Below are 25,268 nucleotides of genomic sequence, written 5' to 3'. Positions count from 1 at the left end.
CCCTCGTAGCCAAGTAAAAGCGAAATGGACCTTCGGGTCCTTTTTTTTGCAGGTCCTTTTTTTGCCTAAAACCGGTTCTGAAGATAGGGCCAAAATATCAATCCGCCGCTAATGGCTACCCCAATGGCGGTGACCAGACAGGCCCCTGCCGCAATGTCTTTTACCAGCTTGGCTTTTTCGTTATAAACCCCATCCACCCACAAATCCACCAGATACTCCAGGGCGGTGTTTAGGGTTTCTACCGCCACCATCAGGGTCATGCACATAATTAATAGCGCCCATTCGATGGGTTTGACCTGCAAAAAAGCGCCTATCAGCATGACCGCAACCATAATGGCCATATGCGCCCGAAAGTTTCGTTCTGTTTTAAAGGCCGCTACCAGTCCATTGATGGCGTAGCCCAAACTGTGCAGGAAGCTGCGGGACTTGAACGGATGTTGCGGGGTTGGGGTTGGTGCCTTCATTGCCACACTATACAACGCTTAGGGCCTAAAATCGAAAAACTGATAGCGTGTTAAACGCTAGGGGGTGGTGAGGATTCGCACTTCATTTTGAATGGCCACCACTTTTTCAAACTTTTCCATGGTGTCATGGTGCATGCCCAGCAGGTGGAGCATGCCGTGGATAAACCGTTCCAGCAGATAATCGTTCAGCGAAAGTTCTGGAGTTGCCTGAACCGCGTTTTGGGCATATTCCAGCGAAATAAAAATACTGCCCAGTTGTAACACCGGCAAGCTGACCCAAAGTGCCGGGTCCAGGGCTTCTGCCAGTAAGGTAAAAGTCAGTACGTCTGTGGGGCCTTCTTTTTGGCGATATTGTTCATTGAGGGTCTGCATGGTGGCATTATTGGTCCAGGTCAGCTCTACCTCCAGCACTTTGTCTTTCAGATCCAGGGTCAGGTTGTCGTAGATACGATGCTGCTCTGCCACCTGTAAAAAAAAGGGCCACGCTTTGCTGAGCAACAGGGACAGCTCATTGACCTGAGGCACTGGTATGCGCTCTTCCGCAAAAATTTCCAGACACAGGAAGGGCAGGCTGAGGGTGGTGATGTGATTTTGGCTAAAAGAGAGTTCAGTCATTTGAAGTGTTTATTTTTCTCCGGCCTTGGGCGATTCGGCTTTGGTGGGCGGCTTGGGGCTTTCCTGTGTTTTTAGCAGGGCATCTTGCAGGCTGGCTTGCTCCGCTGTGGCGGGTTGGGGTAGCTTCCGGCCCAGTTCCCGCATCATATTTTGTTGGTATTCAATGCGGTTATGCTGAATGCCTCGCAATACCCGAACGAACGTTTGCTTGATTTTGTAAATGTCCTGAAAAGTGATGGGGCAGTTGTCAAACTGACCGTCTTCAATGCGTTGCTGAATTATTTTATCAATTCGTTCTTCCACGGCCGCCACGGTGGGGTTTTTGAGCGCTCGCACCGCCGATTCGCAGGCATCGGCCAGCATTACAATGGCGGTTTCCTTACTGGCTGGCTTGGGGCCGGGGTAGCGGAACTGAGATTTATTTACATTTTCAGCGCCTTCTTCCTGACAGGCTTTACTGTAGAAATAACCAGCGGTGAGGGTGCCATGATGCTCGGTCATAAAGCGCATCAGAATTTCGGGCAGCCTGTGGTGCTTGGCCATCTCAATGCTGTCACGGGGGTGGGCGGTAATGACCATTTTGCTCAGGCGGGGGGTCAGTTTGTCGTGAGGATTTTCTACCCCGAAATAAGCCTGATTTTCGATGAAAAAGAGAGGCCGTTTCATCTTGCCAATATCATGATAGAGGCAGCCCACACGGGTGAGCAGGGCATTGGCATCAATGGCCTCTGCCGCTGCTTCCGACAGGGAGGCCACCATTAAACTGTGGTGAAACGTGCCGGGAGCTTCAAACTGCATGCGTTTTAACAAAGGCTGATCGTGGTTGCCCAGTTCCATTAGGGTATACGGGGTAATCAGCCTGAATATGGTTTCCAGCAGTGGCAGCCAGCCAATGGTTAAAATGCCGGAAGTAATGCCGCTGAAAAAACTGAACCCCAGCATCTTCAGGTTAAAAATGCTCCAGCCAATCACATCGGAGGCGGCAGGCATGCCGGAGGCTTCTACATATGTGGGCCGTAACAGGCTTAAGGCCAGTAAAATCAGGACATTGGTGGCTCCTACATAGAAACCGGCATACATCAGCTTGCCCCGATCTCTGTACTGGGTGCGTTGGCCCACAATGTAAATGCCCATGTAGCTGCCAAACAGCAGTACCGACAAGCTGGCAAAATCGGCCCGCAAGGTAAGCGCCAGCAAAAACACCAACAGGGTGGTGGTTAAAACACTGAGCAAGGGAGAGGTGAAAATGGCCAGCGTCAGGCCCACGGTGGCCAGCGGAAAGGCGAACAAGGGAATGTTTCCGAAAGCGCCCGCCTCCTGTAAATGGAAAAACACGGTGGTCAGGAGAACCAGGGTACTAATCATGGCCGCATAAGCGGGCTGGAAAAACTGCCGGTTTCTGAAGCTATACAGATAGCTCCACAGGGTAAATACAAACAACAGGGACAGCAGAAAAACGCCCAGCGAAGCGCCCCAGTTATTACCGCCCGAGAGTTTGCCCATGCGTTGCAAGGCGGTCATCTGCAAGGGATTGGCTCTTTCTCCCTTACCAATAATTTTTTCTTTGCGGCTGTAGATTTTAAGTTCGGGTTGCTGATTGATTTGAGCGCTGATTTCCTCCTGTTTGCGGCGCATGGCCATTTCATCCAGAATCAGGTTAGGCTCCAGAGAGGCATCCAGCAAAAAATAAACCAGGGTGCGGTATTTGGCCTTGAACCCCATTTCAGGAATGCTGTACTGAATAATGGCCGAGCGCTTCAGGTGCTCATCGGCTTCGGTAAAGCCTGCTTTTAAAATGCGTTCCATGCCAATGCGGCTGGCTTGGGCAATGTTTTGCCACTCGTTTTCGGGAATGGAGGTTTGAAAGTATTGGGTGTAAATGTTTTCGGCGTTGGTTTTGCCTTCGGTGAGCAGTTGATATTGCCCGTATCTGGCTTCCTTGGACAGCTCCGGGTTGGTGACCATTTTGCCCAGATGATCCAGCAATTTATTTAAGGCTTGGGTAATATCCTGATTATGCGGCTCATCGGGTTGGTAAACCGGCGGAATGGTTTGTTTGGCCCGATCAATTTTTCGTTGGGTGGCTTCCTTATCAATGATCTCCATGCGGTTGGCCGCATAAAAGTCGGCTTGGCTAATGCCATCCTTGTCTACATTACGAGAGCGTTCCAGATAATCGGCCCCAATAATAACGCTTAAAGCCAAAACCAGCCCAACGCCAATGGCCACTGTAATGCCGGTGCCGGAAAATATCCGGCTTAAAATGCGCCTCAGCAGCTTTGAATACCAGGGCAGCAATGCCTGAGGTGAATCTGGCAAATGGTGCTCATCGGGTTCCTGTAATAATTTCAAAATCAAGACATCCTAGGTTGGGAGAGGGTTTGAGATACCCAAAGTGCTTTTTTGCGGGTGAATTGGGTTGTGGATGGGTATTTGCCTAGCATAGGAGTTCCACCATTTTAGCTCGCCTGGTGTCATTCGTGGAGAAAAATCATATATTGGGTTTATGGCTTTTCCTGTAAAACCTCCGTTATGATGCCAGATAAACATGCAAATAAGCTTCTGATTTACGGGTATCGCTCAAGAAACGTTGATTTGAATTGCCAAACTTGAGGGGGTCTCATATGAACAAAAACGCGTTTACACCTACCCTAAAAAACAGGTTGAAATCTACAGAAGCCGAGGCAGGCAAACCGACTCCCGCTTTAAGGGCTTTGGGGGCTACGTTTGATGAGACGACTACGTTTTCAGAGATGAAACGGCTTCAGGATCCCGCTAAATTTGGCAAAGCCCGCTTTAGTTTGCGGTTATACCGAAAGTAGCCAAGGCGCTAGTACGGTCATTGCTGTCTCTGTGTTAATATTCACCCTGTGATAGCCACTTTGGCAGGGCATTGTTATGCAGCAGACTTTATTAAATCCACTTGCTCAGGGGCTTTCCTTAACCGAGCTGGCCCACATGGCTTCCGTTTGTACCCGGTGCGAGCTGAGTGCCACTCGCATTCAGGCGGTTTTTTCCGATGGCAACCCGCAGGCATCCATTATGCTGGTGGGAGAAGGGCCGGGACAAAATGAAGATGAGACGGGTCTTCCCTTTGTGGGCAGAGCCGGACAACTGCTCACCCAAATGCTGGCCTCCGTGGGCCTGGATCGTCAACGGGATCTTTATATTTGCAACGTGGTGAAATGTCGCCCACCCCAAAACCGCAAGCCCAAGCCTGCGGAAATGGCCGCCTGCTTTCCCTATTTGGAAGCGCAAATTCAGGCCGTGCAACCCAAAATTATTTTGTTGGCTGGCGCCACGGCGGTTCAGGATGTTTTGAAAACCAAACAGGGCATTACCCAAATTCGGGGCCAATGGTTTGAAACCCCTTATAGGGCCAAGGCCATGCCTATTTTCCACCCGTCTTATTTGTTAAGAAATCCTTCGAGCAAGCCCGGCAGCCCTAAGGCCCTGATGTTGGCGGATTTGGAAACGGTGAAACTGGAAATGGACAAGCTGGGCATCCCCTTGGGGGCTTACCCCGCTTAGGTATAAAGGGTAGCACCTCCGCTTTGGCCTTGTGAGGTGCCTATACCCCCGCTTGGTTATTGGCAAGGTTGGGCTTCAATGGTTCAATCAATACAAATGATTTAAGTAGATTACAAGTAGTGAGATACAGTTGGGTCGGTAACGGCCCAACTTTTTTTTATAGTTGCGGCCAGGTATTCAGGGGGCTTCGCCATCAAAAAAGACGCCATTGTCAGCGTCTTTTTAAAAAATTTGTTTTTGAAAAATTTTTGGTGGGCGAGACAGGACTTGAACCTGCACGGATTGCTCCACTAGTTCCTAAGACTAGCGCGTATACCATTTCGCCACTCGCCCGACATGAATAACGAAGGAAGGAAGATTGAAACATTGTACGGGAGGCGCTCGCTTTCAGCAACCAGCGGGCAGCTAATGTTGTTGGGCTGAGCCCTGGAAATGGGTGAATAAATGCGTTTGGGCGTGACAAACCGGGCAGCGATACCAGCCGCAGTTCATTTCAACCGTTTGGCTATCCAAAACCGCTTTACATGGGTAGCAAGAAAAGTTTAAAACAGGGGTTAGGTCTGGCAGGGTTGCTGAAAAGCCGGACTGATGGGTGTGCTGGTGGCAGGCATGACAAAGCAGCACAATGTTTTCCGGTTCATCGCTGCCACCCTGACTGCGGGGCAGAACGTGATGGTATTCGAACCCCTGATGATAGTTGGCTTGCGCGGAAGGTTGCCTGCCACACTGCTGGCATCCTAAGCCATCTCGCAGGTTCACCAGAAAACAGACCCGATTACTCAGCGGCATGGTTGTTTCTTTCGCTAGCTTTCCAGATAAATCTTTTCGGGCTCTGGCTTTTCCAAGTCGGCCAGTCTGGATTTTCGCAGTGGTTTGGGTGAGGTCGTGGCCGGTGTGGAGCCTAAACGCTCAATCACCTTCGTGGCCATGCGTTCTTCTTCCAAATCCTTGGCCAGCTTTTTGTTTTCATGCTCTAAGTCCCGAATCACCGCTTTCAGGCGAGTGACCTCAGAATCTTCTTCACGCTTTTGTACGGTGCGCTTGTTAATTTCCTGAACCAGCGCTTTCATGGTGGATTCCATTTGCCCATCGGCCACGGCGCTAAAGGTTTGTCCCGCCTCCGGGGTGGCCCCGGCGTGTTTGCAGTGGCGTTTTCGAACTTTTATAATATGGGTTTCGCCTTTGGCGTAGTAGTAGAATTCACCGGGTTTTAAGGCTTTAATGGCCGCAAAGGAGATACCGGCCTCGTTTAAAAAAGGCTTGATGGCTTTGTAGTCCTGTTCGGACTGAATGCCCCCGAACCAGAAGCGATTGCACTGGCTCAAAATATCTTTGCTTAAGCTGGCCGGGCGTTGAGTGGCCCACAGGCTATCAATGGCCCGCTTCCGTCCTCGTTTGGCAATTTTTTGAGAGGCTTGCACCGGGTCCATGGTTTTTTTCTTGCCCCGTTTGGCTGGAGAGGATCCACCCGCCATGCGTTGGGGGGCGTAAATCTGGGCTTCTTCAACCACCAGACGGATTTTGGTGCGATATTTTTGCTCAGCCTGAAACAGGCAATCCACAATCAGGCCGTATAAATGCTGCTGTTCTTCATCCAGATATTCCGACAAATCAAACACGGCGGACAGGCGATTTTGGAGCATGGCTTCTATATAGAGATCAATGCCCTCTTCATCCAGCGGTAAGGTGCCATGCTCGCCGCCAATAATCAGCATGGGGTAGCGCTCTGCTAGCGTAAAATGCTCCCCTTCCGGGTCAATCACCAGCACCAAACAACCATTTTCTAGCGTTTCTTCCAGTAAAACGCCGGTTAAATAAGACTTACCCATGCCGGAAGAAGCCAGAATGGCATCCCGCTCGCCAGTTGTGGCAAAGGCCTCCAGCGGAATGCTGAAGTTTTTGGCAACCTGTAAAGCTCTCTGTCCGGGGATAATCTGGTTTTTCAAAAATCGGAACATAAGGCTCATTATAGGGGAAACTGTCCGGTCTAGGGAATTATTTTTTGACAAGTCCGGTAATGGATTGGCTTTTCAATTTCAGGTACTATGGGTGTAGGTTGTCTGTGTTTAAATTCAACGCATTCAAAAATGACAGATACACGTATTAAGTAATTTACATATAAGGAGGCCATCATGGCGGAGCCGAGAAGTGGAAATCTGCAAATTGGCGGCATTGGCTGGCTGGCCCGTATGATCGACAAGGCACGCCTTGAGGCGGCTGGCGAAATTGAACAGTACGATCTGGAATTCCCCTGCCCTATGGATCGTGGGCTGTTGAAAGAGTTGAGCGTGGATGCGGAAACCTTCCAGAAAATCGCGGTGTCCGCAACCACCGATGAGCAGGTTTTGTTTGAACTGGAGCGTGTTGGCGCCAACCTGCCCGGCAAACAGCCCCGCTAGCAGCGGGTAAGCCGCCCTCTTTGAGAGAAATCACAGAACCCGGTTTGGGGTTAGCATAAAATAAAACAAACGGCTGCTAACGTGCGGCTATTTCCGTACTCAGCTGATTATTCAATTATAGGAACTTTGAGCGTGGCTACAACTGCAACGAGGAATCAGGGTACCGACCGGACAGACGGCTGGCAAGTTGAGCCAATTCTGGCTGGCGCTGCCCTCATTGTCTTCATTATTTACGCAACTTTTCGGGCCCTGCAAAATTATCCCAGTGAATTTCCGGGAACCCATTACATTTCTCCGCTTTATACGCCTTATCTACCACACTATCTGGAAATGTTCGGTCTGCACATTCCCTTTTTGGAGAAAGTACCGGGAAATGGGAATATGGGCTGGATTTTATCTCCGGCGCTCTTTATTTTGTGGGTGCCTGCCGGTTTTCGGGCCACCTGCTATTTTTACCGACGGGTTTATTATCGTTCACTGTTCACCGCTCCAGCGGCTTGTGCGGTAGATGTCAAGCCTAAAAGCCCGCTGATTGCCTTGTTGGGCACCGGTAAAAAGTACATGGGCGAAACCGCTTTGCCCATGGTGTTGATGAACCTGCACCGTTACTTCTTTTATTTAGCGGCGGCCTTTATTACCTTGCACACCATTGATGTGGTTTGCTCCTTCTTCAGCCCCGGCTTTTCCGGGTTGCGGCTGGGTGTAGGTAGCCTGGTGATTACCCTGGATGTTATTTTGTTGTCGCTGTATGTGTTTAGCTGCCACTCTTGGCGGCACATTCTGGGTGGGAAAATTGATTGCTTCTCCTCTTGTCCCGTTAGCGAAGCCCGTGGCCATGCCTTCCAGCGCCAGAGTATTTTGAATGCCAAGCACGGTTTGTTTGGCTGGGTTAGCCTGGGCTGGGTAATTATTGCCGATATTTATCTGACGGCGCTGTCCCGTGGTATCATTCCGGCCAATTTCGACCGGATTTTTGAATTTTCTTGGAAAGGTATGTTCTAAATGAGCGTGACGTACGAAACCCACACGCATGACGTGCTGGTAATTGGCGCCGGTGGCGCTGGCTTGAGAGCCGCTATCGAAGTATCCGCGCAAGGCTTGTCGGTAGCGCTGGTTTGTAAATCCCTGTTGGGCAAAGCGCATACTGTAATGGCTGAAGGTGGCGCCGCTGCCGCTTTGGGCAACGTGGATCCGGCCGATGGCTGGCAAACCCACTTTAAAGACACCATGAAGGGTGGCAAGTTCCTGAACAACTGGCGGATGGCTGAGCTGCACGCCAAGCAGGCCCCCGAGCGCATTAACGAGCTGGAGCAATGGGGCGCTGTGTTCGACCGTACCAAAGACGGTAAAATCAGCCAGCGGGCCTTTGGAGGCCATACCTACAAGCGCTTGGCGCACGTGGGCGATCGGACCGGTTTGGAAATGATTCGCACCTTGCAGGACAAGGGTGTGCATTCTGGCATTGACGTTTACATGGAATGCACCATCAGCCAATTGCTGAAAGATGGCGATGGCCGGGTGAATGGCGCCTTTGGCTACTGGCGTGAAAGCGGACGCTTTGTGACTTTTAACGCCAAGGCCGTGATTTTGGCCACGGGCGGTACGGGCAAAGCCTGGAAAGTGACCTCCAACTCCTGGGAGTATACCGGCGATGGCCAGACGCTGGCTTATGAAGCGGGCGCTGATTTGCTGGATATGGAATTCATTCAGTTTCACCCCACCGGCATGGTTTGGCCGCCCGGGGTTCGGGGCATTCTGGTAACCGAAGGGGTGCGGGGCGAAGGTGGTATTCTGCGAAATAAAGACGGTAAGCGCTTTATGTTTGACTATCTGCCCCCCGAGACCAAGCATACCTTTGCGGAAACCGAGGAAGAGTGTGATCGTTGGGTTAAAGCAACCCTGGCCAACGAGCATACTGATGCCCGTCGTCCACCCGAATTGTCCACTCGTGATAACGTGTCCAAGGCCATTTACTATGAAGTACAGGCCGGACGTGGAAGCCCACACGGGGGCGTCTTCCTGGATATCAGCTATCAGGACGCTGATCGCATCAAGCGCAAATTGCCCAGCATGTACCACCAGTTCAAAGAGTTGGCGGATGTGGACATTACCAAGCAACCCATGGAAGTGGGTCCCACCATGCACTACACCATGGGCGGTATTCAGGTAAACCCGGAATCCCAAATGACGGCGGTTCCCGGCTTGTTTGCCGCTGGCGAATGCGCGGCGGGGCTGCATGGGGCCAACCGGTTGGGTGGCAACTCGCTGTCTGATTTGGTGGTGTTTGGCCGCTTGGCCGGACTGGGCGCTATCGAGTTTGCCAAGTCCGTTGAGGGCACACCCAAAGCGGATGAAGCGCAAGTGAAAGCGGCTGCCGAAGCCTTGATGGCTCCTTTTGAGCGTACGGGCGAGGGTCCTTATGAAGTACACCGGGATCTTCAGGAAGTGATGCAACACAAGGTTGGCATTATGCGAACGGAAGAAGACCTGACCAAGGCGCTTGCCGAGCTGGATGCCATTGAAAAGCGGGTCGCTAATGTTTCCGTGGAAGGTTCTATTCAGTTTAACCCCGGTTGGCACCTGGCTCAGGACTTGAAGAGCATGATTGTGGTTTCCAAAGCGGTTGCCAAATGTGCTTTAGAGCGTCGGGAAAGCCGTGGAGGCCACACTCGTGTGGACTTCCCTGAGTACGATGAGCAACTCTCTAATTTGAATGCCCTGGTTAATAAGGGTGCGGATGGCAAAATGCAGTATCGCACCGAGCCAAAACCAATCATGCCAGACGAACTGAAGAAACTCTTTGAAGAGGAGAAAAAGTAATGGCCCAGTCAGCGACTCATGAGGCGCCTGCCGCCAACGGTCAGACTAAGACTGCCACTTTCAGGGTGTTCCGGGGAGACGCTAATGGCGGTCAGACCCAGGAATACACGGTTCCCGTGGAGTCTGGCATGGTGGTGCTGGATGCTTTGCATTATATTCAAAACTACCAAAGTCCTGATTTGGCGGTTCGTTGGAACTGTAAAGCGGCAAAATGCGGCTCTTGCAGCGGCGAAGTAAATGGAAAACCCAGCCTGATGTGCAAAACCCGGCTGGATCATCTGGATTTGAGCAAACCCATCGATGTTCAACCCATGAAAACCTTTCCGATCATTCGGGATCTGGTGACAGACGTTTCCTGGAATTACGAGGTCAACAAGACCATTCAGCCCTTCACCCCGCCCGATAATAACTCCAAGGACTGGCGTTATTATCAAAACGATGTGGATCGGCCCCAGGAATTCAGAAAGTGTATTGAGTGCTTTCTGTGCCAGGATGTTTGCCATGTGTTGCGTAACCACAACCAGAAAGAGCATTTCTACGGGCCTCGCTGGATGATTCGTTTGGCCAGCCTGGAAATGCACCCCATGGACCGGGCCGATCGCATTCCTTTCATTAAGGAAAAAGCGGGTGTGGGCCTGTGCAACATTACCAAGTGCTGTACCGAGGTTTGCCCGGAAGAAATTAAAATTACCGATAACGCCATTATTCCGCTGAAAGAGCGGGTGGTGGATCGTTATTACGATCCGATGATGTGGTTCCTGCGCAAGCTGGGCTTTATTCGTTAGGTCATATTGCTGTAAAAAATTAAAACGCTCAGGCCATGGGTCTGAGCGTTTTAGTGTTTAGGAAAGGGTGCTGCGCCTTTGTTATTCACCTAATGAGCGTTAAAGGCCGTACCATGGGGGTTACATTCTTTCTGAACTCAGAAAGAGAGGTGTTATTCAGGCTGCCATGCCCATTGAGTCGTCGGTAAGAAAATGCCACGGTGGGAATTTCCTGACCTGTTTTTAAGTTGCGTAAGGGCTTATCGTAGTGGGGTGTGGTGAAAAAGGGGATGGACAATCGGGGACGGCTCAGCGTCGTCTCATCACCCACCACTTGATGACGAATGGAGGGAATGACGCCTTGTTTTACAATGCGCCCTTGCTCGTTGATTTCTCCACCGCTAATGAGAGAAAGCATATCGCCCACATTCATCACCAAGGTGCCAGCCTGACTGTGAATGGGCAGCCATTTGCCAGTTTCCTGCCCGTTTTTACGGGGCATGATTTGTAAACCTGCCTCAGTGGCTTCTGGCAGCAGGGTAAACAGGTTCATGTCAAAATGCTGACCTGCCCGAATCACTGGCTGTCCCGCTTGATAGCCTTGTCGTTCCGCCTCAGGCACGGCAGGATAATGAATGCTACGCATCAGATGATTGCCAATCGGTCGTTTGCCATCCAGCAGGGTGGATTTTAAATACCCCTGATCTTTTAGCCCAATGCTGTCCAGATACTCGCCCACCGCTTCCGCTAAAAGAAGGCTGGTGTTTTCCATTTGCTTGAACAGCCTTTCGTTTTGTCGGGGAAAGCTGCGAGAGCCTTCCTGGGGAAATACATTGAGTGTGTCGGGCGCGCCACTGTGCCAGTTTTCTTTTTTATCAGCCACGCGGGGACCACCCTCGTAAGCGGATTTGGTTTCCTGTCCTAACTCGTAATAGCCTCGGCTACGACCTAAATCGGCCCGAACGTATTGCTTTTTAACGTCCATGGGCAAGCCAAAAACTTTTGGCAGGGTTTGATAATAAGTTTTGATCAGCGTGGGAGAGACGTTGTGACCGCTGATGGAGACAAACCCGAATTGGGACAGGCTGTTCCCCAGTTTTTGTACAAAGGCCACCCGTTTTGCGGCATTTCCGCTGGTAAAATCTTGCAAGTTCACCTCAGGGAGTGCCTGCCCTGTTTGCCCCCATCCTTGAAAGCGAATGGGAACTGTTTTTTTTGTGTTTAGCATCGCTCCTGAAAAATGATGGGCTTGGGACGGGGCGATTGTTATTTTGGATTGGACTTCCTGCGTGGCGGCGGGCTGGGTTTGTGACGCTGATTTTTCTGGTGTAGTTTGCTTGTTTTTAAGGCTTGATTCTAAGGTCAGTTCTGATTTTTTGCGTGGCGATGAAAACCCAACGGGCATCGCCGCGCCTAAATGCGTGCGCACGTATGTAAGCATTAATTTTTTTCCTCGATTCCCACTTGAACACTAGAAATAGTTTCCTATTTCATAGTGCAAATAAGCGCAGGACGCAAGGGTGTTTTAAAAGCACAGCACAAGGGCGCTATTCAGGGCGTCACTTAGGGAAAAGATTATAAGCTTCGGACTTCAAGGGGTTCTGGGTGTGGGGAAATAATGGCTCCTTTTGGCACCACGGTGACGCCTCCTTCGGACACATAAAATCCTCTCAGTTCATCTTCTTCCCGGTCGTATCCAATGCGGCTATGAGCGGGAATTTCTACGCCTTTATCAATAATGGCCCGCCGAATTTTAGCGTGACGTCCCACATGAACCCCGTGCATCAAAATGGATTCCTCCACCAGAGAGTAGCTGTTCACCCGGCAAAAGGGAGAGAGCACACAACGCACCAGACGGCCCCCGCTGATAATACAGCCATCGGATACGATGGAGTCGGTGGCGAATCCTCGCCGTTCTTCCTGGTCAAATACATATTTGGCGGGCGGGGCTTGGTAGGAGAATGTTTTGACGGGCCATTCCCGGTTGTACAGATTAAACACCGGAGAAATATCCACCAAATCCATGTTGGCTTCCCAGTAGGCGTCAATGGTGCCGACATCCCGCCAGTAGCCCTGCTCAAATTCACTTTGGCCGGGAACAGTGTTGGTGCCAAAGTCGTATACAAAAATGCGTCGCCCTTTTTTCCGCATATCCGCAATCACGTTTTTGCCAAAATCATGGGCGGAATGTTCGTTGGCGGCATCCAGCAGCAGTTCTTCAACCAGCACTTCCCGGTTAAAAATGTAGTTGCCCATGGAAGCCAGTGCCCAGCCGGGGCGTCCCGGAATTTCCTTCACGTTGGTTTTGGGCTTTTCCTGCCAGCCGGTTACCCGAAACATGCTGTCCACTTCAATAATGCCAAACTCGCTGGCTTGACTCACCGGCACTGGAATGGCCGCAATGCTCAAATCCGCCGATTGCATTTTGTGGTAATCAATCATCTGGCTCACATCCATTTTGTAGATGTGATCGCCCCCAAAAACGGCCACCAAGCTGGGCATTTCATCATAAATGAGGTTCAGGTTTTGGTAGATGGCATCAGCGGTGCCTCTATACCATTCCTGGCCCAGCCGCATTTGGGCGGGTACCAAATCCACAAACTGATTCAGGAAGGGGGGCATGGGCCAGCAGCGGGACACGTGCTGGTTCAGGGAGTCTGATTTGAACTGGGTCAAAATTTTGATTTTGTAATACTCGGAGTTGATAAAGTTGTTGATTACAAAGTCGATGATGCGATATTTACCGCCAAAAGGCACCGCAGGCTTGGCCCGCTCTAACGTAAGGGGCGATAAACGCTTGCCCTCGCCACCGGCCAAAATCATGACCAAAACATTCTTCTTCATCTTCAATTTCCGCCCTTCGTCTCAACTTTAATGGGGGTTTCCAGAATGGCAGATGTCTTGCACTACCCTTGATGCATTGCCCTGTTTTAGTATCTGGTGTTATTGCGGGTGTTTTATTACCTGCTTTTTATTATACAAGGCCCGGTGGGGGCAAGGCTTTTTGCCGCTTGGCCGCCTGAACGGCTTGTTGAAGTTCGTTCTGCAGTTGGTGGGTGAGTTGATTGGCTTGTTCAATGAGTGGGAGGCCCGGCTTTACTGTGCTGGGGTCCACCACAATGGGATTTCCCACTTTTACCTGAGCGCTACAGTTTCGCACAATACTGATAATGTCCGGTCTTTTGCCCAAAATCAGGCAATTCAGTCGGCTCAGGGTTTCCAGCTGGCTGGTCAGGTCTGTTTTAAGGGGCAGGGTTTGCTGATGGCTCAGCAATACCTCCAAATCCCGCAGGGTTTGAATATGGCCCTGGGTTTCCTTCCGGTGCTGACGATACTGTTTCCACGCTGTGGAGAATTGATTGAGCCAGCTGAAGCCGGTGGGCTTCTTTTTTTGTACTTGCTGTTGGTTGATGGCTTGAAACAGATGGCGAATTTGTTGGTGGGGATCGTTGGGCTGGCGGGGTTGGAGGTGGTAGATTTGATTGAGCTTGCCCAGTGCTGCTTGTTGAATGGCCTCTATTCTGTTTGATGGGGAGGCTGAGGGGCTGGCTTTGGGCAGGTGGGCCTGTTGTTCCCAGTGGCTCAAAACGGCGTTCAGCAAGCGTTCAATACGTGCTTGAGCAGTGCCGTTGCTGGGTAAGGCCGGTAATGTCATTTTTGGAAATACGGTTCGCACCGATTTTTCTTGTCGGTTCAGCATTTTCTCGAGTCGATACCGGGCTTTTTCCGAATATTGGTAGTAAATGCCAATGGGCACCACTGAAACGGGCTTGTCATTGGCCTGAGCCGACTGCAGGGCATACCGCATGGCACCATTTCGGCATGGGCCAATGGCGTGGTTGCTCCAGGTCACTCTGCCTTCCGGGAAAATGCAAAGCGGTTTTTGCCCTTGTTGTAACAGGGCTTGGGCGTAGGCGTTGCTTTGCTTTAAGCTTTGATTGCCCGGATTCACCGAAAAGTAGCCCAATCGGCTCACCACCGGCCAAACCAGTTGGTAGGGCAGGTTGGCGATTTTACGGTCAAAATCTTCTAAAGCGGCCATGGTTGCCGGATAAATTCCGGTTTGACGCCCTAGTTCCTGTAGGCTAAAGGCGTCTGCCAAATTGGCATGATTGGGGGCCAGAATGAGGCCACCGGTTTGTTTCTGCAACGCTTGCAATCGTTGAACATCGGCCTTGGCTATATGTAGCTGAAAGCCCAGCGGTCTGGATAGGAAATGGTGTACCCCTCCCTGAAACGAGCGAATGAGCCAAGGCCAAGGTTTGGCCTTGTAAAAGGCAGAAGAAACCTGAATGTTACTGGCATCCGCAGGCTGGCCCCCTTGAAAGACGGGGGCTTGTGCTATCCTATTCGCAGTTTTGGTCGGCGGAACACCCGGATGAATTCGGGGCGTAAACGAGACTTGGGACATTGATTTTTCCGGTTAATTCCGGTTAATTAAGGGTTCTTGGGAATAAAAGCCGATACAATTGAAATAGTGCGTAGCGTTGAGTCAAATTGAAAGCTTTTTTATTGATGAACCCACAAGCTCAAGAATCAGCCTTTGTGCATTTCGACCGTGCTCGCCCCATTCGTTTGGTGGTTCTGGATGTGGACGGGGTGTTAACGGACGGTAAAATTACCTACACCTCAGCCGGAGACGAAATCAAGAGCTTTAACGTCAAAGACGGCCTGGGCATTTCGTTGGGCATTAAAAACGGGCTGCAATTTGCGATTATCACCGCCCGTGAGTCGGTCATGGTGACCCGTCGGGCCGAGGAGTTGGGTATTCAACACCTCATTCAGAAAATGAAAACCAAGCTGCCGGCCTTGCAAAAACTGGTGGCCGAACTAGATTTAACGCTGGAACAGGTGTTGTATGTGGGCGATGATTTGCCGGACATTCCCTGTATTGAAGCCGTGGGCTTTTCCGCCTGTCCTGCCGATGCCGCCCGTGAAGTTCTGGCGATGGCCCATTTTGTCTCTCGCTATCCCGGTGGCCATGGGGCCGTTCGAGAAATTCTGGAATTGGTTCTAGACAGTCAGTGCCCGGTTGCTGAGGCTGAAGCCTCGTTTTTGACCCAGTAAATTACCCGTAAATTAAAGAATAAGCTGCATGGGGTCGATAAAGTCAGTAAGAATCCCATTGCCGGTCAGGTCAATGCAATCAGAGAGAGCCAAGGCTGCACCCATAGCAACCTAAGTAGAAAGTGGTTTGCAATGATCCAGTTAAACAACGACCCTTTTTATTTTCAGCCAGAGCAAGGGGCGCAGGAAGCCTTTCTATTTCTGCACGGGCTGGGGGGCGGTGTTTATGAAATGCGACCCTTGGCCGAAGCTTTGCTGAAGCAGGGCTATGCGGTTTCCGGGTTCAACTATCCGGGACATGATCAACCGTCTCACCGGATGCCCGCTTCTACCTGGCAACAGTGGTACGAAAAGGTTCAGGAGCATTATCAAACCTTGCTGGCCTCTCATCAAAAAGTCTCTGTCATCGGGTTTTCCACCGGCTGTATGCTGGGCCTGCATCTTGCGGCGGATTATGCGGCCACCAGCCCTGTGCATCGGCTTATTTTACTCAGTCCGTTTCTGAAGGTACGCATGGAGTGGTATTACCTGCTTCAGCCAGAGCGTTATGTGCGCTCTTTAAGCACCATCATTCGCCAAATTCCCCGTTGGCGACTGCCCATTAGCGACCCGCAAATGCATGCGCTGGCCTTGAAGGCCTCGTTTTTTAAAACCTTCAACATCCCTTCTGTTCGCAGTGCGCTGGAGTTAATTAAACTGGTGGATGGGGAGCTGGAAACCGTCAACAGTCCTACCCTGATTATTCAGTCCACCGCCGATCGGGTGGTTTGCGCCACCGGGGCTAAAATTTTGATGGAACGGCTTGCTTGCCCCCACAATGAAGTGCTGTGGCTGGAAAAATCGGATCATGTGCTGTTGCTGGACAACGAGCGTGAGACGGTGATTGATAAGGTGGTATCCTTTGTGAACGGTAAGGCCTCGGCCATGGGTTTGCCGTCTCAGCCTTAAGTTTAAACTTGACTTGAGGGGGAGAGTAAGGAATAGTTTTTTGAAATCCAGACAGGAATGCTTTGATGTTTAACCTGTTCAATTTGTTTGTCAGAAAGCCCAAAACGGGCAAAAGGAAGTTAACCATGACTGAAACCTCTACCCTCGAAGTTCGGGCCAGCCACTTGTTAGTGGGCACCCAAGGCGAAGCCGAGCAGTGCCGTAAAGAAATTTTGGAAGGCAAAACCTTTGCCGAAGTGGCCAAAGCGGTTTCCAAATGCCCCTCGGGCGCTCAAGGTGGCGATTTGGGATTCTTCACCCGTGGCCGTATGGTTCCCCAGTTCGATAAAGTGGCGTTTGAACTGCCGGTTGGCGAATTGTCCGAGCCGGTACAAACCCAGTTTGGCTGGCATATTTTAACCGTAACCGAGACCAAATAGTTCGGTTTCAGCGATTGAATCCTGCAAAAGCTCTGGCGTATCAGTCAGAGCTTTTGTGTGTGTGGCGCTGGTTGGCCAGAAAAAAGCTACGCTGCCAACCTAGCGGCCTTTTTTAGGGTCGAACAGTTCACGCAGTCCATCGCCCAGCAGGTTAAAGGCAATCATGGTTGAAAAAATCAGGATGGCCGGAAAAAACAGCATGTGAGGGGCTACCCGCACCAGTTGCCAGCCTTCACTGGCCAGCGTTCCCCAGCTGCTTAGGGGCGGCTCAACGCCCAGCCCAATAAAGCTGAGGGTGGACTCCGTTAAAATGGCCCGTGGCACGGTAATGGTGGCGGTTAGTATAATCAGCCCCATGGTATTGGGGATAAAATGCTTCCAAATCAGCATGGGGGTTTTGCCCCCAATACTGTGGAACGCTTCCACAAACTCTTCTCGCTTGATGCTTAAAATTTGTCCCCGAATGATACGGGCGGTATCCGGCCAGCTAAACAGGGCCAGGGCCAGAACCAGACTGGTAATGCCCCGCCCCAGAAACACGCTGAACAGGATCACAATCATCAGGGAGGGCAAGGAGTAAATAATATCAATGATTCGCATCATCAGGGTATCGACTTTGCCTTCCAGCATGGCCGCAATGGTACCGTACAAGGTACCAATCACCACGGCCACAACCGCTGTGGCTAACCCAATCAGCAAGGAAATTCTGGCCCCCACGGCGGTTCGGCTCAATAAATCCCGACCCAAATCATCGGTGCCAAACCAGTGGCCAGCCACATGCCCGGCGTAAGGCCAGGGTGCGGCGGTTGGAATATCCGGGTAAATGGCGTTGGGATCGGGGCCGAGTAGGGGGCCCCATAAAGCCAGTAACAAAATGATGGCCAGAAAAGCACTGCTCCACAATAGCTTGGGCGTTTTGAAAAACGGGGTTTTCTTTTTGGGAGCGGCGCCCGGACGAACCGCAATTACTTCAGCGCTCATCCTTTGGCCTCTTCCCGCAGGCGGGGGTCTAAAAAACCGTACACAATATCGGTTACGGTGTTGAACACAATGAGGGTGAGGCCGTAAATAATGGTAATGCCCACCACCAGCGTATAATCCCGGTTACTGACCGCGGTTACAAAATGCTTGCCCAGGCCGGGGATGGCGAAAATGTATTCTACCGCGAAAGAGCCGGTAATAATGGCGGCGGCAATGGGGCCCAAAATGGAAACCAGCGGAATCAAAGAATTTCTGAGGATATGCCGAACGGCGATCACCCCTTCAGACAGTCCTTCACTGCGTTTGATGAGAACGTACTGCTGGGATCGTACCTCCCGAACGGTGGTGCGTACCAGCAGAAAGGCGTAGGAAAAGGGCATCAGAGACAGGGTGAGCACTGGCAAAATGTAATGCTTGGGGGTTTCCAGTGTGGCGGCTGGCAACCAGTTTAAATTCAGGGAAAACAACAGTACCAAAAAGCCCCCGAAGATAAACAGCGGCGTGGAGATACTGGCCACGCCGGTGAGGGTTAGCAGCCCATCCACCATGCGGTTTCGGCTTAATCCGGCTACGGTGCCCAGAAGGGTGCCCAGCAGTACGCCAATGGCCAGTGCCAAAAAGCCCAGTTTGGCGGAAGTCAGGGTGGCCTCACTGACGATATCGCTGACCGAGCGGGATTTGTACTTGAAGGAAGGACCCAAATCGCCGTGCAGAATGCCGTTGATGTAAATGCCATATTGCTTCCACAGCGGCTCATTCAGGTGATATTGGGCCTCAATGTTGGCCTGAATGGCTGGGGGGAGCTTGCGGTCCTGATCAAAAGGGCCGCCCGGCATGAGCCGCAGCAGCAAAAAGGTAAGGCTGATGACCACAAACAGGGTCAGCAGGCCGGTTAAAAATCGTCTTAAAATCAGGCTGGGCATACCCTTTATCATAGCGGAGAACGGCCCGGTTGTGTGACTGAACCTGCCGTTTAACGGGTATAAGTTTTGGGCAGCCGAACCCGTAAGGCACACATCAGCTCATACTCTATGGTATTTGCTTTTTTGGCCCAGTCATCCAGCCAAATGGCGTCTTCGGTCTGGTTAGCCTGAGAAGAACCAATCAGGGTGATGATATCGCCCACCTGAGCGTCTGGCACATCGGTGATGTTGAACATCATTTGATCCATGGTGATTTTGCCCACTTGTGGCACTCGGTTTCCAGCCAGTAACCCCTCAATTTGTCCCGATAGAATGCGGGGAACGCCATCGGAGTAACCTAGAGGCACAGTGGCAATGCGGCTTATGCTGGTTTCTGGGGTGTGGTAGCTGTGGCCGTAGCTAATCCCCGTACGGGGCGGCACTTGTTGAATATGCATAATCCGGGCCTTGAGGCTCATGGCCGGTTTTAGGACAAGATTGGTTTGCTGGGGATGATTGCCGTACCCAAAAAAGCCAATGCCCAAGCGGGCCAAGTTGTTGCCCGTGGCCGAGGGTGAATCCGCATCCCAGGCATGGGGACACAAGGCATGCCCGGAGTTGGAAATATGAATATAGCGAGGCAAAGGGTCGATTTGGGAGCAAACTTGTCGCCAGCGATCCAGTTGGGGTTGACTTAAAGCGCTATCGTGGCTATCGGCCAAATGGGTAAAAACACCTTCTAGCTGGATAAAGGGGAGCTGTTGGCATTGCCGGATAAAGTCTGCGGCCTCTTCCCAGCCAATGCCAATGCGATGCATGCCGGTATCCACTTTAACGTGAACTTTAAAGGCCTTTCCCTCTTTCTGATAGGCCTGTTGGTAGGCTTTGCGAAGGCTTTCCACATGATGCTGAGCGAATATGGTGAGTTGTATATCGGATTCGATGGCGTATTGCACGGCCCAGTCCGGCACCACCCCAATCACCAGAATGGGCATTTTGATGCCCGCTTCTCGCAGGTGGAGGGCCTCATCAATGGCCGCCACGCCTGCCATGCTCACCCCGGAAGCACCCAGCGTGTTCAGCACCATGGCAGAGCCATGACCATAGGCATCAGCTTTGACAATGGCCATCAGGGACACATGGGCTGGAACCAGCTTTCTAATGGCCCTTGCGTTTTCCTCAATGGCGCCCAAATTAATTTCAACCCAGGCGTCTCGGCGGGGTTGAAGGGGTACGTTTCTCAGGGATTTCATGGGGCTGGGCCAAGCTTTCGGTCGTGTAGGGGCATTGCCTTCGGTAGCTTGCCGAGGGCTTTTGGTTTATTCTAATCCCAATTAAGCTGTAAACTAAATAGGCTTGGTGCCAAATTTACAGAATCCACTTTCCGAAAGACGCCCATGACCACCCCTTTTGATATGGACAACACCCACCTGGAAAAAATTGCCGTGATTGGTTGCGGTAACTGGGGCAAAAATTTGGTGCGAAATTTCGACAATTTGGGTTTTCTTTACAAAATTTGTGATCTGAACCCGGACACACTGAGCGTATTGCAGAAACAGTATCGCCATATTCAAACCACCAATCGTTTTGATGAGGTGTTTAACGACCCTTTGGTAAACGGTGTGGTAATTGCCACCCCCAGCTTTACCCATTACGAGCTTGCCAAAAGCGCTTTGCTAGCCGGTAAGCACGTTTATGTGGAAAAACCGGTGGCCACCAGCTCTGAGCAAACCCTGGAGCTAAACGCACTGGCCAGCAAGCTGGATCGGGTGTTGATGGTGGGGCATTTGCTGCTTTATCATCCGGCGGTCAACCGCCTGCGCCAGCTGATTCGAGAAGGGTATCTGGGGCAAATCAAAAGTATTGCCAGCGATCGGCTGAATACCAATAAATTTCGTCCGGACAAAAGCGTGATTTGGGACTTGGCCCCCCACGATGTGTCGATGATGTCCTACCTGATGGATCAGGAGCCTGAGGATATTGTATCTGTGATTGGCTACCAGAACCGGGAAGATGGACTGGTGGATGACGCGCACATTGATATGGTTTTCCCCAATGATGTGGCTGGACATATCCATATCAGCTGGGTGCATCCCATCAAGCAGGTGAAACTGCTGGTACGGGGCACTGAACGTAGCGCCATGATTGATGACACCTTGGGAGAGAATAAGTTACATATTTTCAACAAGGACGATGTCAGCGGCCCCATTGAGGAATTTCCAGAGTATCTGGATATTGAACCCCTCAAGCTGGAGTGCCAGCAGTTTATTAACTGCATGCGTCATGGCTATGACCCTAAAACCAATGGCATGAATGGCTATCATGTGGTGCGGGTGCTTGAAATGGCTGAGCGCAAGATGGAAATGATTCCCGTTTAAGGCTTTCTGTCGCTGTTATTTTTTGGATTCCGGAGCTGAATCGGTTTGATTTCAAGCTGTTTTCAAGGCAAGGTTTGCGTATTCGAAATATTTGATGTAAAAAAGTATCAAATCCCCTGTTGCAATTCCAAAGCGGTTTACCTAGAATCTATTCATCCTCAAGTTTTCCGGTAAATGCGGGAGTAATTCAGTGGTAGAATGCTTCCTTGCCAAGGAAGATGTCGCGAGTTCGAATCTCGTCTCCCGCTAATTTTTATCCCGGAAAACTTGAACTGGATACCAAGGTAAATTGAAAAGCTCCGCATCAGAGCGTTCCACGGCAAGGAATTTGGTGCAAGAATCGCTGAGAGACTGGTTTCTCTGGCGATTTCGGCGCAGTTACAGTATTTTTAAAGAATGGGTTAGGCAGACGCATGAAAGTTGAAGTCTTAAAAGAAGAACAGAATCTGGCGAAAATTAATCTGGAAATCCCTGCCGAGCAGGCCAACCAGGAATACAATAAGGCTTGGAAGCGTCTCGGACAGCGTCTGAACATTCCCGGATTCCGTCGTGGCAAGGCGCCTCGTTCTATCGTGGAAAAAACGGTAGGCGTAGAGCGTATTAAGCAAGAAGCCATGGATCGTTTGTTCCCTCATTTGTTTGCCGATGCCATTAGTGAGCATCAGCTGGATATCGTGGCCCCTCCTCAAATTGACAACCTGAAATTTGACCTGGGCGAAGGTATTGCGGTTAAAGCGACTGTGGAGCTTCGTCCTGAGGCCCAATTGCCGGATTTAACCACTCTGAAGCTGGATGTTCCCGAGTACAAGTTGCCAGAAGATGCTGAAGAAAAAGAACTGGCTTCCATCGTGGAACGTTTAACCACTTTGGAATCCGTGGTGGATCGCCCTTCCGAGAAAACCGATATTGTGAACATTGATTTCAATGGTTCGGTGAATGGTGAGCCTATCAAAGGTGGTTCCGCCAAGAATTACCGCCTTGACCTGGGTGAAAATAACTTTATTGAAGGCTTTGCCGACCAGTTGGTGGGTCACAAAATCGCTGAAGAGTTCTCTATTAACGTAACTTTCCCCGAAAATTACCATGATGCCTTGTTGGCCGGTAAGCCTGCCGAGTTCAAGGTCAAAATTAACGACATCTCCAAAAAAGTGGTGCCGGATTTGACCGATGATGTGGCTAAAAAAGTGGGCCCGTTTGAAACCGTGGACCAGATGAAGGACGAAGTTCGTAATCTGCTGAAGCAGAGTGAAGATCAGGAAAATACCTTCCGCAAGCAAAAAGCCGTGGTGGATTACTTGCTTGAAAAATCCAGCGTGGAAGTGCCGGAAAGCATGGTGAACCGGGAAGCCAAATTGCTGATGGATGAAGTTCAGCAGCGTTTGAAAAGCCAGGGCTTATCCTGGGAGAAGTTCCTGGATTCCGAAGGTCATGAGAGCACCTGGGACAATCTGCGTGGCGAAGCCAACAAGCGGATTAAAACCAGCTTGATTTTTGGGGCCATCGCCAAGCAGGAAGGCATGCAGGTTAACGAAAACGAGTTCTCCGCAATGGTTAGTCAAATGGCCGCCATGCGTGGCATTGACGAAAAGCAGGTGATGCGTCAGCTGGGTAATAACTTTGCCGCCGCTCAAGCGCTGTCTGATCAGATTTTGAGCCAGAAAATCGTGGATTATCTGGTGGAGCGGGCCGAGTTTACCTATGTGCCTGAAGAGCAGGTTGAGCAGCAGAAAGCGGCTAGTGACGCTTCCGCTAAAAAAACGCCGGAAGGCACTGAAGTGGCTGCGGCCATCGAAGGTGAAGAGTTTGACGTTTTAGACGCTGAAGTTTAGACTTACCATTAGACGATCCTTCCATCCCGTGGCAGGATCGTCTAAAATAATAATCATCTACAAGCAAAATATTCTATTTGTGCTGAAGTGAAAGAGGCAACACAGATGCTGTATGTACCGAACGGTGACCCCCAGGCTTATATGCCCGTTGTTATCGAGCAATCCAGTCGTGGGGAACGTTCCTTCGATATTTTCTCCCGGTTACTGAGAGAGCGAATCATTTTCTTGGGAACGCCCATTGATGATATGGTCGCTAACCTCATCGTAGCTCAGCTTCTGTTGCTGGATTCCGAGAACCCTGAAAAAGACATTATGCTGTATATCAACAGTCCAGGTGGCTCGGTAACTGCTGGTTTTGCTATCTACGACACCATGAAACACATTCGGGCTGATGTTGCCACCATTTGCCTGGGTCAGGCCGCAAGTATGGGTGCGTTCCTGCTGTCTTCCGGTACTCCCGGAAAACGGATGGCCTTGCCCAACTCCCGCATCCTGATTCACCAACCTTTGGGCGGCGCTCAAGGTCAGGCGACAGATATCGAGATTCAGGCCGCTGAGATCAACCGTATGAAGAAGAACCTGAATGAAATTCTGGCTTCCAACACTGGTCAATCCATCAAAAAAATTGAACGGGATACAGACCGTGACTACATCATGTCGGCAGAAGAAGGTGTGGCTTACGGTATGGTGGACAAGGTGATTACCAAGGCTGAGGAAGCCAATACCAACAAATAGTATTATAATGAACATGGAATGGTGGACTGACGCCCCCTTGCGTTGTCTGGGGCGGGTTCATGCAAACTCAATCTGGAGGGCTAGACATGGCCAAGCATGAAGATAGCCGCTTAAAATGCTCATTTTGCGGTAAAAGTCAGGATCAGGTTAAAAAACTCATTGCCGGGCCTGAAGTCTACATTTGCGATGAATGCGTCGATCTCTGTAATGAAATTCTGGATGAGGAATTCTTTGAGGCCGAGGAGGGCGAAAAAACCGCCAGCCTGCCAGAAATCTCAAAGGTCCCTAAGCCGCTGGAAATCAAAGGGTTTCTGGACGATCATATTGTCGGCCAGGATGATGCCAAGCGGGTTTTGTCCGTAGCTGTTTACAATCACTACAAGCGGGTGAACCACAACTTGTCCAACAAAGAAAAAGAGGACAAGAAGGATCTGGTTGAAATTCAGAAGAGTAACATTCTGCTGATTGGACCCACTGGTTCTGGTAAAACGCTGTTGGCGCAAACCTTGGCCAAGTTTTTGGAAGTTCCGTTCGCGGTTGCGGACGCGACGACCTTGACCGAGGCCGGTTACGTTGGTGACGATGTGGAAAACATCCTGTTGCGCTTGTATCAGGCCGCTGATTATGATGCGGCTAAAGCAGAGCGTGGCATTGTCTACATTGATGAAATCGATAAAATTGCCCGCAAGTCCGAAAACCCGAGCATCACCCGTGATGTTTCCGGGGAAGGCGTACAGCAGGCATTGCTGAAGATGATTGAAGGCACGGTTGCCAACGTTCCTCCGCAAGGTGGGCGCAAGCACCCGCATCAGGAATTCATTCAGATCGACACCTCCAACATTTTGTTTGTTTGCGGTGGTGCTTTCATCGGCCTTGAAAAAATCGTGGAAGGTCGGATTAACTCCGGCAAGTCCGTTGGTTTCGGGGCCAGTTCGCCCAAATCTCAGTATGAACGGGATTTGGAAGCGGCTCGCATGATGAAGCAGCTTCAGCCAGATGACCTGATTAAGTTCGGGATGATTCCCGAGTTTATCGGTCGGGTTCCAGTGACTGCCGTTCTGGATCCGCTGGATGAAGAAGCACTGGTTCGCATTCTCATTGAGCCTAAAAACGCTGTGTTCAAACAGTATAAAGAGCTGATGGCCATGGATGACGTAGAACTCATCTTTGCCGAAGGCGTTGCGCAAGCGATTGCCAAGGAAGCCATCAAGCGTAAAACTGGCGCTCGTGCCCTGCGTAGTATCGTAGAAGAGCTGATGTTGCCGGTGATGTTTGAAGCGCCCTCTCGTGATGACCTCAAAGTGTTTGAGTTAACCCCTGAGATGGTTGAGAAAAAGAACAGCGCGGAAGTTTTATTGCTTCCCGACAAAAAACCAAAAACTGAAATCGCCTGAGTACTCAGGTAATCCATAAGCA

Annotated in this window: 24 protein-coding genes and 2 tRNA genes; 14 read left to right on the top strand and 12 right to left on the bottom strand. The window is 50.8% G+C overall.

Annotation, left to right across the window (positions count from 1 at the left end):
* Positions 1 to 65: 65 nt before the first annotated feature.
* Genes ACEW81_RS06840 through ACEW81_RS06830 form a run of 3 tightly spaced genes read right to left on the bottom strand, consistent with a single transcriptional unit; the run spans position 66 to position 3,431 of the window.
* Positions 66 to 464: a diacylglycerol kinase gene (locus ACEW81_RS06840; RefSeq protein WP_373532221.1), complete on the bottom strand. Its 399-nt coding sequence runs from the start codon at positions 462 to 464 to the stop codon at positions 66 to 68.
* A 57-nt stretch (positions 465 to 521) separates the two neighbouring features.
* Complete coding sequence (gene ybeY, locus ACEW81_RS06835) at positions 522 to 1,079, bottom strand: rRNA maturation RNase YbeY (RefSeq protein WP_373532220.1); 558 nt, start codon at positions 1,077 to 1,079, stop codon at positions 522 to 524.
* 9 nt (positions 1,080 to 1,088) lie between these two features.
* On the bottom strand, positions 1,089 to 3,431 hold the full coding sequence (locus tag ACEW81_RS06830) for an HD family phosphohydrolase (protein WP_373532219.1): 2,343 nt from the start codon (positions 3,429 to 3,431) through the stop codon (positions 1,089 to 1,091).
* Positions 3,432 to 3,703: 272 nt separating this feature from the next.
* On the opposite strand from ACEW81_RS06830, the gene ACEW81_RS06825 reads away from it, so the two are divergent.
* Positions 3,704 to 3,901, top strand: coding sequence for a hypothetical protein (locus tag ACEW81_RS06825; RefSeq protein WP_373532218.1), 198 nt, complete (start codon positions 3,704 to 3,706; stop codon positions 3,899 to 3,901).
* 76 nt (positions 3,902 to 3,977) lie between these two features.
* Positions 3,978 to 4,610 carry a uracil-DNA glycosylase gene (locus ACEW81_RS06820; RefSeq protein ID WP_373532217.1) on the top strand — a complete coding sequence of 211 codons (633 nt, stop codon included), beginning with the start codon at positions 3,978 to 3,980 and terminating at the stop codon, positions 4,608 to 4,610.
* A gap of 249 nt (positions 4,611 to 4,859) precedes the next feature.
* Here the strand turns inward: ACEW81_RS06820 and ACEW81_RS06815 are convergent.
* The 3 genes from ACEW81_RS06815 to ACEW81_RS06805 all read right to left on the bottom strand — a co-directional run bounded on the left by ACEW81_RS06815 (position 4,860) and on the right by ACEW81_RS06805 (position 6,568).
* Positions 4,860 to 4,943: transfer RNA gene (locus ACEW81_RS06815), tRNA-Leu, on the bottom strand.
* A 72-nt stretch (positions 4,944 to 5,015) separates the two neighbouring features.
* Positions 5,016 to 5,399 (bottom strand): HNH endonuclease, encoded by a 384-nt coding sequence (locus tag ACEW81_RS06810; RefSeq protein WP_373532216.1) that lies wholly within the window; start codon positions 5,397 to 5,399, stop codon positions 5,016 to 5,018.
* Positions 5,400 to 5,413: 14 nt separating this feature from the next.
* Positions 5,414 to 6,568 (bottom strand): helicase HerA domain-containing protein, encoded by a 1,155-nt coding sequence (locus ACEW81_RS06805; RefSeq protein WP_373532215.1) that lies wholly within the window; start codon positions 6,566 to 6,568, stop codon positions 5,414 to 5,416.
* A gap of 174 nt (positions 6,569 to 6,742) precedes the next feature.
* Between ACEW81_RS06805 and ACEW81_RS06800 the strand changes: the two genes are divergently transcribed.
* The 4 genes from ACEW81_RS06800 to ACEW81_RS06785 all read left to right on the top strand — a co-directional run bounded on the left by ACEW81_RS06800 (position 6,743) and on the right by ACEW81_RS06785 (position 10,614).
* Entirely contained in the window at positions 6,743 to 7,009 is a 267-nt protein-coding gene (locus ACEW81_RS06800) for a DUF5069 domain-containing protein (protein ID WP_373532214.1), read from the top strand.
* 132 nt (positions 7,010 to 7,141) lie between these two features.
* Complete coding sequence (locus tag ACEW81_RS06795; protein ID WP_373532213.1) at positions 7,142 to 8,011, top strand: succinate dehydrogenase; 870 nt, start codon at positions 7,142 to 7,144, stop codon at positions 8,009 to 8,011.
* A complete protein-coding gene (locus tag ACEW81_RS06790; protein ID WP_373532212.1) occupies positions 8,012 to 9,829 on the top strand; it encodes a fumarate reductase/succinate dehydrogenase flavoprotein subunit in 1,818 nt (605 codons plus the stop codon).
* Complete coding sequence (locus tag ACEW81_RS06785; RefSeq protein WP_373532211.1) at positions 9,829 to 10,614, top strand: succinate dehydrogenase/fumarate reductase iron-sulfur subunit; 786 nt, start codon at positions 9,829 to 9,831, stop codon at positions 10,612 to 10,614. The genes ACEW81_RS06790 and ACEW81_RS06785 overlap by 1 nt, the downstream gene beginning before the upstream one ends.
* 85 nt (positions 10,615 to 10,699) lie before the next feature.
* Here the strand turns inward: ACEW81_RS06785 and ACEW81_RS06780 are convergent, their stop codons facing one another.
* The 3 genes from ACEW81_RS06780 to ACEW81_RS06770 all read right to left on the bottom strand — a co-directional run bounded on the left by ACEW81_RS06780 (position 10,700) and on the right by ACEW81_RS06770 (position 15,004).
* The gene (locus tag ACEW81_RS06780; protein ID WP_373532210.1) at positions 10,700 to 12,034 is read right to left on the bottom strand and encodes a 2-oxoglutarate and iron-dependent oxygenase domain-containing protein; all 1,335 of its coding nucleotides are present in this window, start codon (positions 12,032 to 12,034) and stop codon (positions 10,700 to 10,702) included.
* A gap of 134 nt (positions 12,035 to 12,168) precedes the next feature.
* The gene (gene glgC, locus ACEW81_RS06775; RefSeq protein ID WP_373532209.1) at positions 12,169 to 13,437 is read right to left on the bottom strand and encodes a glucose-1-phosphate adenylyltransferase; all 1,269 of its coding nucleotides are present in this window, start codon (positions 13,435 to 13,437) and stop codon (positions 12,169 to 12,171) included.
* 130 nt (positions 13,438 to 13,567) lie between these two features.
* A complete protein-coding gene (locus tag ACEW81_RS06770; protein WP_373532208.1) occupies positions 13,568 to 15,004 on the bottom strand; it encodes a lysophospholipid acyltransferase family protein in 1,437 nt (478 codons plus the stop codon).
* A 134-nt stretch (positions 15,005 to 15,138) separates the two neighbouring features.
* Here ACEW81_RS06770 and ACEW81_RS06765 point away from each other — a divergent pair, with 134 nt between their 5' ends.
* The 3 genes from ACEW81_RS06765 (at position 15,139) to ACEW81_RS06755 (ending at position 17,027) form a co-directional block, all read left to right on the top strand.
* A complete protein-coding gene (locus ACEW81_RS06765; protein ID WP_373532207.1) occupies positions 15,139 to 15,660 on the top strand; it encodes a KdsC family phosphatase in 522 nt (173 codons plus the stop codon).
* A 132-nt stretch (positions 15,661 to 15,792) separates the two neighbouring features.
* Positions 15,793 to 16,608: an alpha/beta hydrolase gene (locus tag ACEW81_RS06760; RefSeq protein WP_373532206.1), complete on the top strand. Its 816-nt coding sequence runs from the start codon at positions 15,793 to 15,795 to the stop codon at positions 16,606 to 16,608.
* Positions 16,609 to 16,733: 125 nt separating this feature from the next.
* On the top strand, positions 16,734 to 17,027 hold the full coding sequence (locus tag ACEW81_RS06755; RefSeq protein ID WP_373532205.1) for a peptidylprolyl isomerase: 294 nt from the start codon (positions 16,734 to 16,736) through the stop codon (positions 17,025 to 17,027).
* Positions 17,028 to 17,126: 99 nt separating this feature from the next.
* Here ACEW81_RS06755 and ACEW81_RS06750 read toward each other — a convergent pair whose 3' ends face one another.
* From ACEW81_RS06750 to alr, 3 genes are read right to left on the bottom strand one after another with little or no spacing between them, the layout of a single operon-like run.
* A complete protein-coding gene (locus tag ACEW81_RS06750) occupies positions 17,127 to 18,008 on the bottom strand; it encodes an ABC transporter permease (RefSeq protein WP_373532204.1) in 882 nt (293 codons plus the stop codon).
* On the bottom strand, positions 18,005 to 18,931 hold the full coding sequence (locus tag ACEW81_RS06745; protein WP_373532203.1) for an ABC transporter permease: 927 nt from the start codon (positions 18,929 to 18,931) through the stop codon (positions 18,005 to 18,007). Before ACEW81_RS06745 ends, ACEW81_RS06750 begins: the two co-directional genes overlap by 4 nt.
* 50 nt (positions 18,932 to 18,981) lie before the next feature.
* Positions 18,982 to 20,163, bottom strand: a complete 1,182-nt coding sequence (gene alr / locus ACEW81_RS06740) for an alanine racemase (protein ID WP_373532202.1) — start codon at positions 20,161 to 20,163, stop codon at positions 18,982 to 18,984.
* Between the two features lie 144 nt (positions 20,164 to 20,307).
* On the opposite strand from alr, the gene ACEW81_RS06735 reads away from it, so the two are divergent.
* The 5 genes from ACEW81_RS06735 to clpX all read left to right on the top strand — a co-directional run bounded on the left by ACEW81_RS06735 (position 20,308) and on the right by clpX (position 25,246).
* Positions 20,308 to 21,288, top strand: a complete 981-nt coding sequence (locus ACEW81_RS06735; protein WP_373532201.1) for a Gfo/Idh/MocA family protein — start codon at positions 20,308 to 20,310, stop codon at positions 21,286 to 21,288.
* A gap of 176 nt (positions 21,289 to 21,464) precedes the next feature.
* Positions 21,465 to 21,536: transfer RNA gene (locus ACEW81_RS06730), tRNA-Gly, on the top strand.
* A 165-nt stretch (positions 21,537 to 21,701) separates the two neighbouring features.
* Positions 21,702 to 23,117: a trigger factor gene (tig, locus tag ACEW81_RS06725; protein ID WP_373532200.1), complete on the top strand. Its 1,416-nt coding sequence runs from the start codon at positions 21,702 to 21,704 to the stop codon at positions 23,115 to 23,117.
* A 105-nt stretch (positions 23,118 to 23,222) separates the two neighbouring features.
* A complete protein-coding gene (clpP, locus tag ACEW81_RS06720; RefSeq protein WP_373532199.1) occupies positions 23,223 to 23,852 on the top strand; it encodes an ATP-dependent Clp endopeptidase proteolytic subunit ClpP in 630 nt (209 codons plus the stop codon).
* 86 nt (positions 23,853 to 23,938) lie between these two features.
* The gene (gene clpX / locus ACEW81_RS06715) at positions 23,939 to 25,246 is read left to right on the top strand and encodes an ATP-dependent protease ATP-binding subunit ClpX (RefSeq protein WP_373532198.1); all 1,308 of its coding nucleotides are present in this window, start codon (positions 23,939 to 23,941) and stop codon (positions 25,244 to 25,246) included.
* Positions 25,247 to 25,268 lie beyond the last annotated feature (22 nt).

Origin of the sequence: Vampirovibrio sp. (assembly GCF_041737375.1) — a bacterium.
Taxonomy (GTDB): domain Bacteria; phylum Cyanobacteriota; class Vampirovibrionia; order Vampirovibrionales; family Vampirovibrionaceae; genus Vampirovibrio.
The sequence above is the reverse complement of the archived record's forward strand: the minus strand, read 5'-3'. Positions and strand labels throughout refer to the sequence as shown.

Coding starts and splice junctions, on each gene's coding strand:
- ACEW81_RS06840 (WP_373532221.1), bottom strand. CDS start 464: ATGAAGGCACCAACCCCAACCCCGCAACATCCGTTCAAGTCCCGCAGC.
- ybeY (WP_373532220.1), bottom strand. CDS start 1,079: ATGACTGAACTCTCTTTTAGCCAAAATCACATCACCACCCTCAGCCTG.
- ACEW81_RS06825 (WP_373532218.1), top strand. CDS start 3,704: ATGAACAAAAACGCGTTTACACCTACCCTAAAAAACAGGTTGAAATCT.
- ACEW81_RS06820 (WP_373532217.1), top strand. CDS start 3,978: ATGCAGCAGACTTTATTAAATCCACTTGCTCAGGGGCTTTCCTTAACC.
- ACEW81_RS06810 (WP_373532216.1), bottom strand. CDS start 5,399: ATGCCGCTGAGTAATCGGGTCTGTTTTCTGGTGAACCTGCGAGATGGC.
- ACEW81_RS06805 (WP_373532215.1), bottom strand. CDS start 6,568: ATGTTCCGATTTTTGAAAAACCAGATTATCCCCGGACAGAGAGCTTTA.
- ACEW81_RS06800 (WP_373532214.1), top strand. CDS start 6,743: ATGGCGGAGCCGAGAAGTGGAAATCTGCAAATTGGCGGCATTGGCTGG.
- ACEW81_RS06790 (WP_373532212.1), top strand. CDS start 8,012: ATGAGCGTGACGTACGAAACCCACACGCATGACGTGCTGGTAATTGGC.
- ACEW81_RS06785 (WP_373532211.1), top strand. CDS start 9,829: ATGGCCCAGTCAGCGACTCATGAGGCGCCTGCCGCCAACGGTCAGACT.
- ACEW81_RS06780 (WP_373532210.1), bottom strand. CDS start 12,034: ATGCTTACATACGTGCGCACGCATTTAGGCGCGGCGATGCCCGTTGGG.
- glgC (WP_373532209.1), bottom strand. CDS start 13,437: ATGAAGAAGAATGTTTTGGTCATGATTTTGGCCGGTGGCGAGGGCAAG.
- ACEW81_RS06770 (WP_373532208.1), bottom strand. CDS start 15,004: ATGTCCCAAGTCTCGTTTACGCCCCGAATTCATCCGGGTGTTCCGCCG.
- ACEW81_RS06760 (WP_373532206.1), top strand. CDS start 15,793: ATGATCCAGTTAAACAACGACCCTTTTTATTTTCAGCCAGAGCAAGGG.
- ACEW81_RS06755 (WP_373532205.1), top strand. CDS start 16,734: ATGACTGAAACCTCTACCCTCGAAGTTCGGGCCAGCCACTTGTTAGTG.
- ACEW81_RS06750 (WP_373532204.1), bottom strand. CDS start 18,008: ATGAGCGCTGAAGTAATTGCGGTTCGTCCGGGCGCCGCTCCCAAAAAG.
- ACEW81_RS06745 (WP_373532203.1), bottom strand. CDS start 18,931: ATGCCCAGCCTGATTTTAAGACGATTTTTAACCGGCCTGCTGACCCTG.
- alr (WP_373532202.1), bottom strand. CDS start 20,163: ATGAAATCCCTGAGAAACGTACCCCTTCAACCCCGCCGAGACGCCTGG.
- ACEW81_RS06735 (WP_373532201.1), top strand. CDS start 20,308: ATGACCACCCCTTTTGATATGGACAACACCCACCTGGAAAAAATTGCC.
- tig (WP_373532200.1), top strand. CDS start 21,702: ATGAAAGTTGAAGTCTTAAAAGAAGAACAGAATCTGGCGAAAATTAAT.
- clpP (WP_373532199.1), top strand. CDS start 23,223: ATGCTGTATGTACCGAACGGTGACCCCCAGGCTTATATGCCCGTTGTT.
- clpX (WP_373532198.1), top strand. CDS start 23,939: ATGGCCAAGCATGAAGATAGCCGCTTAAAATGCTCATTTTGCGGTAAA.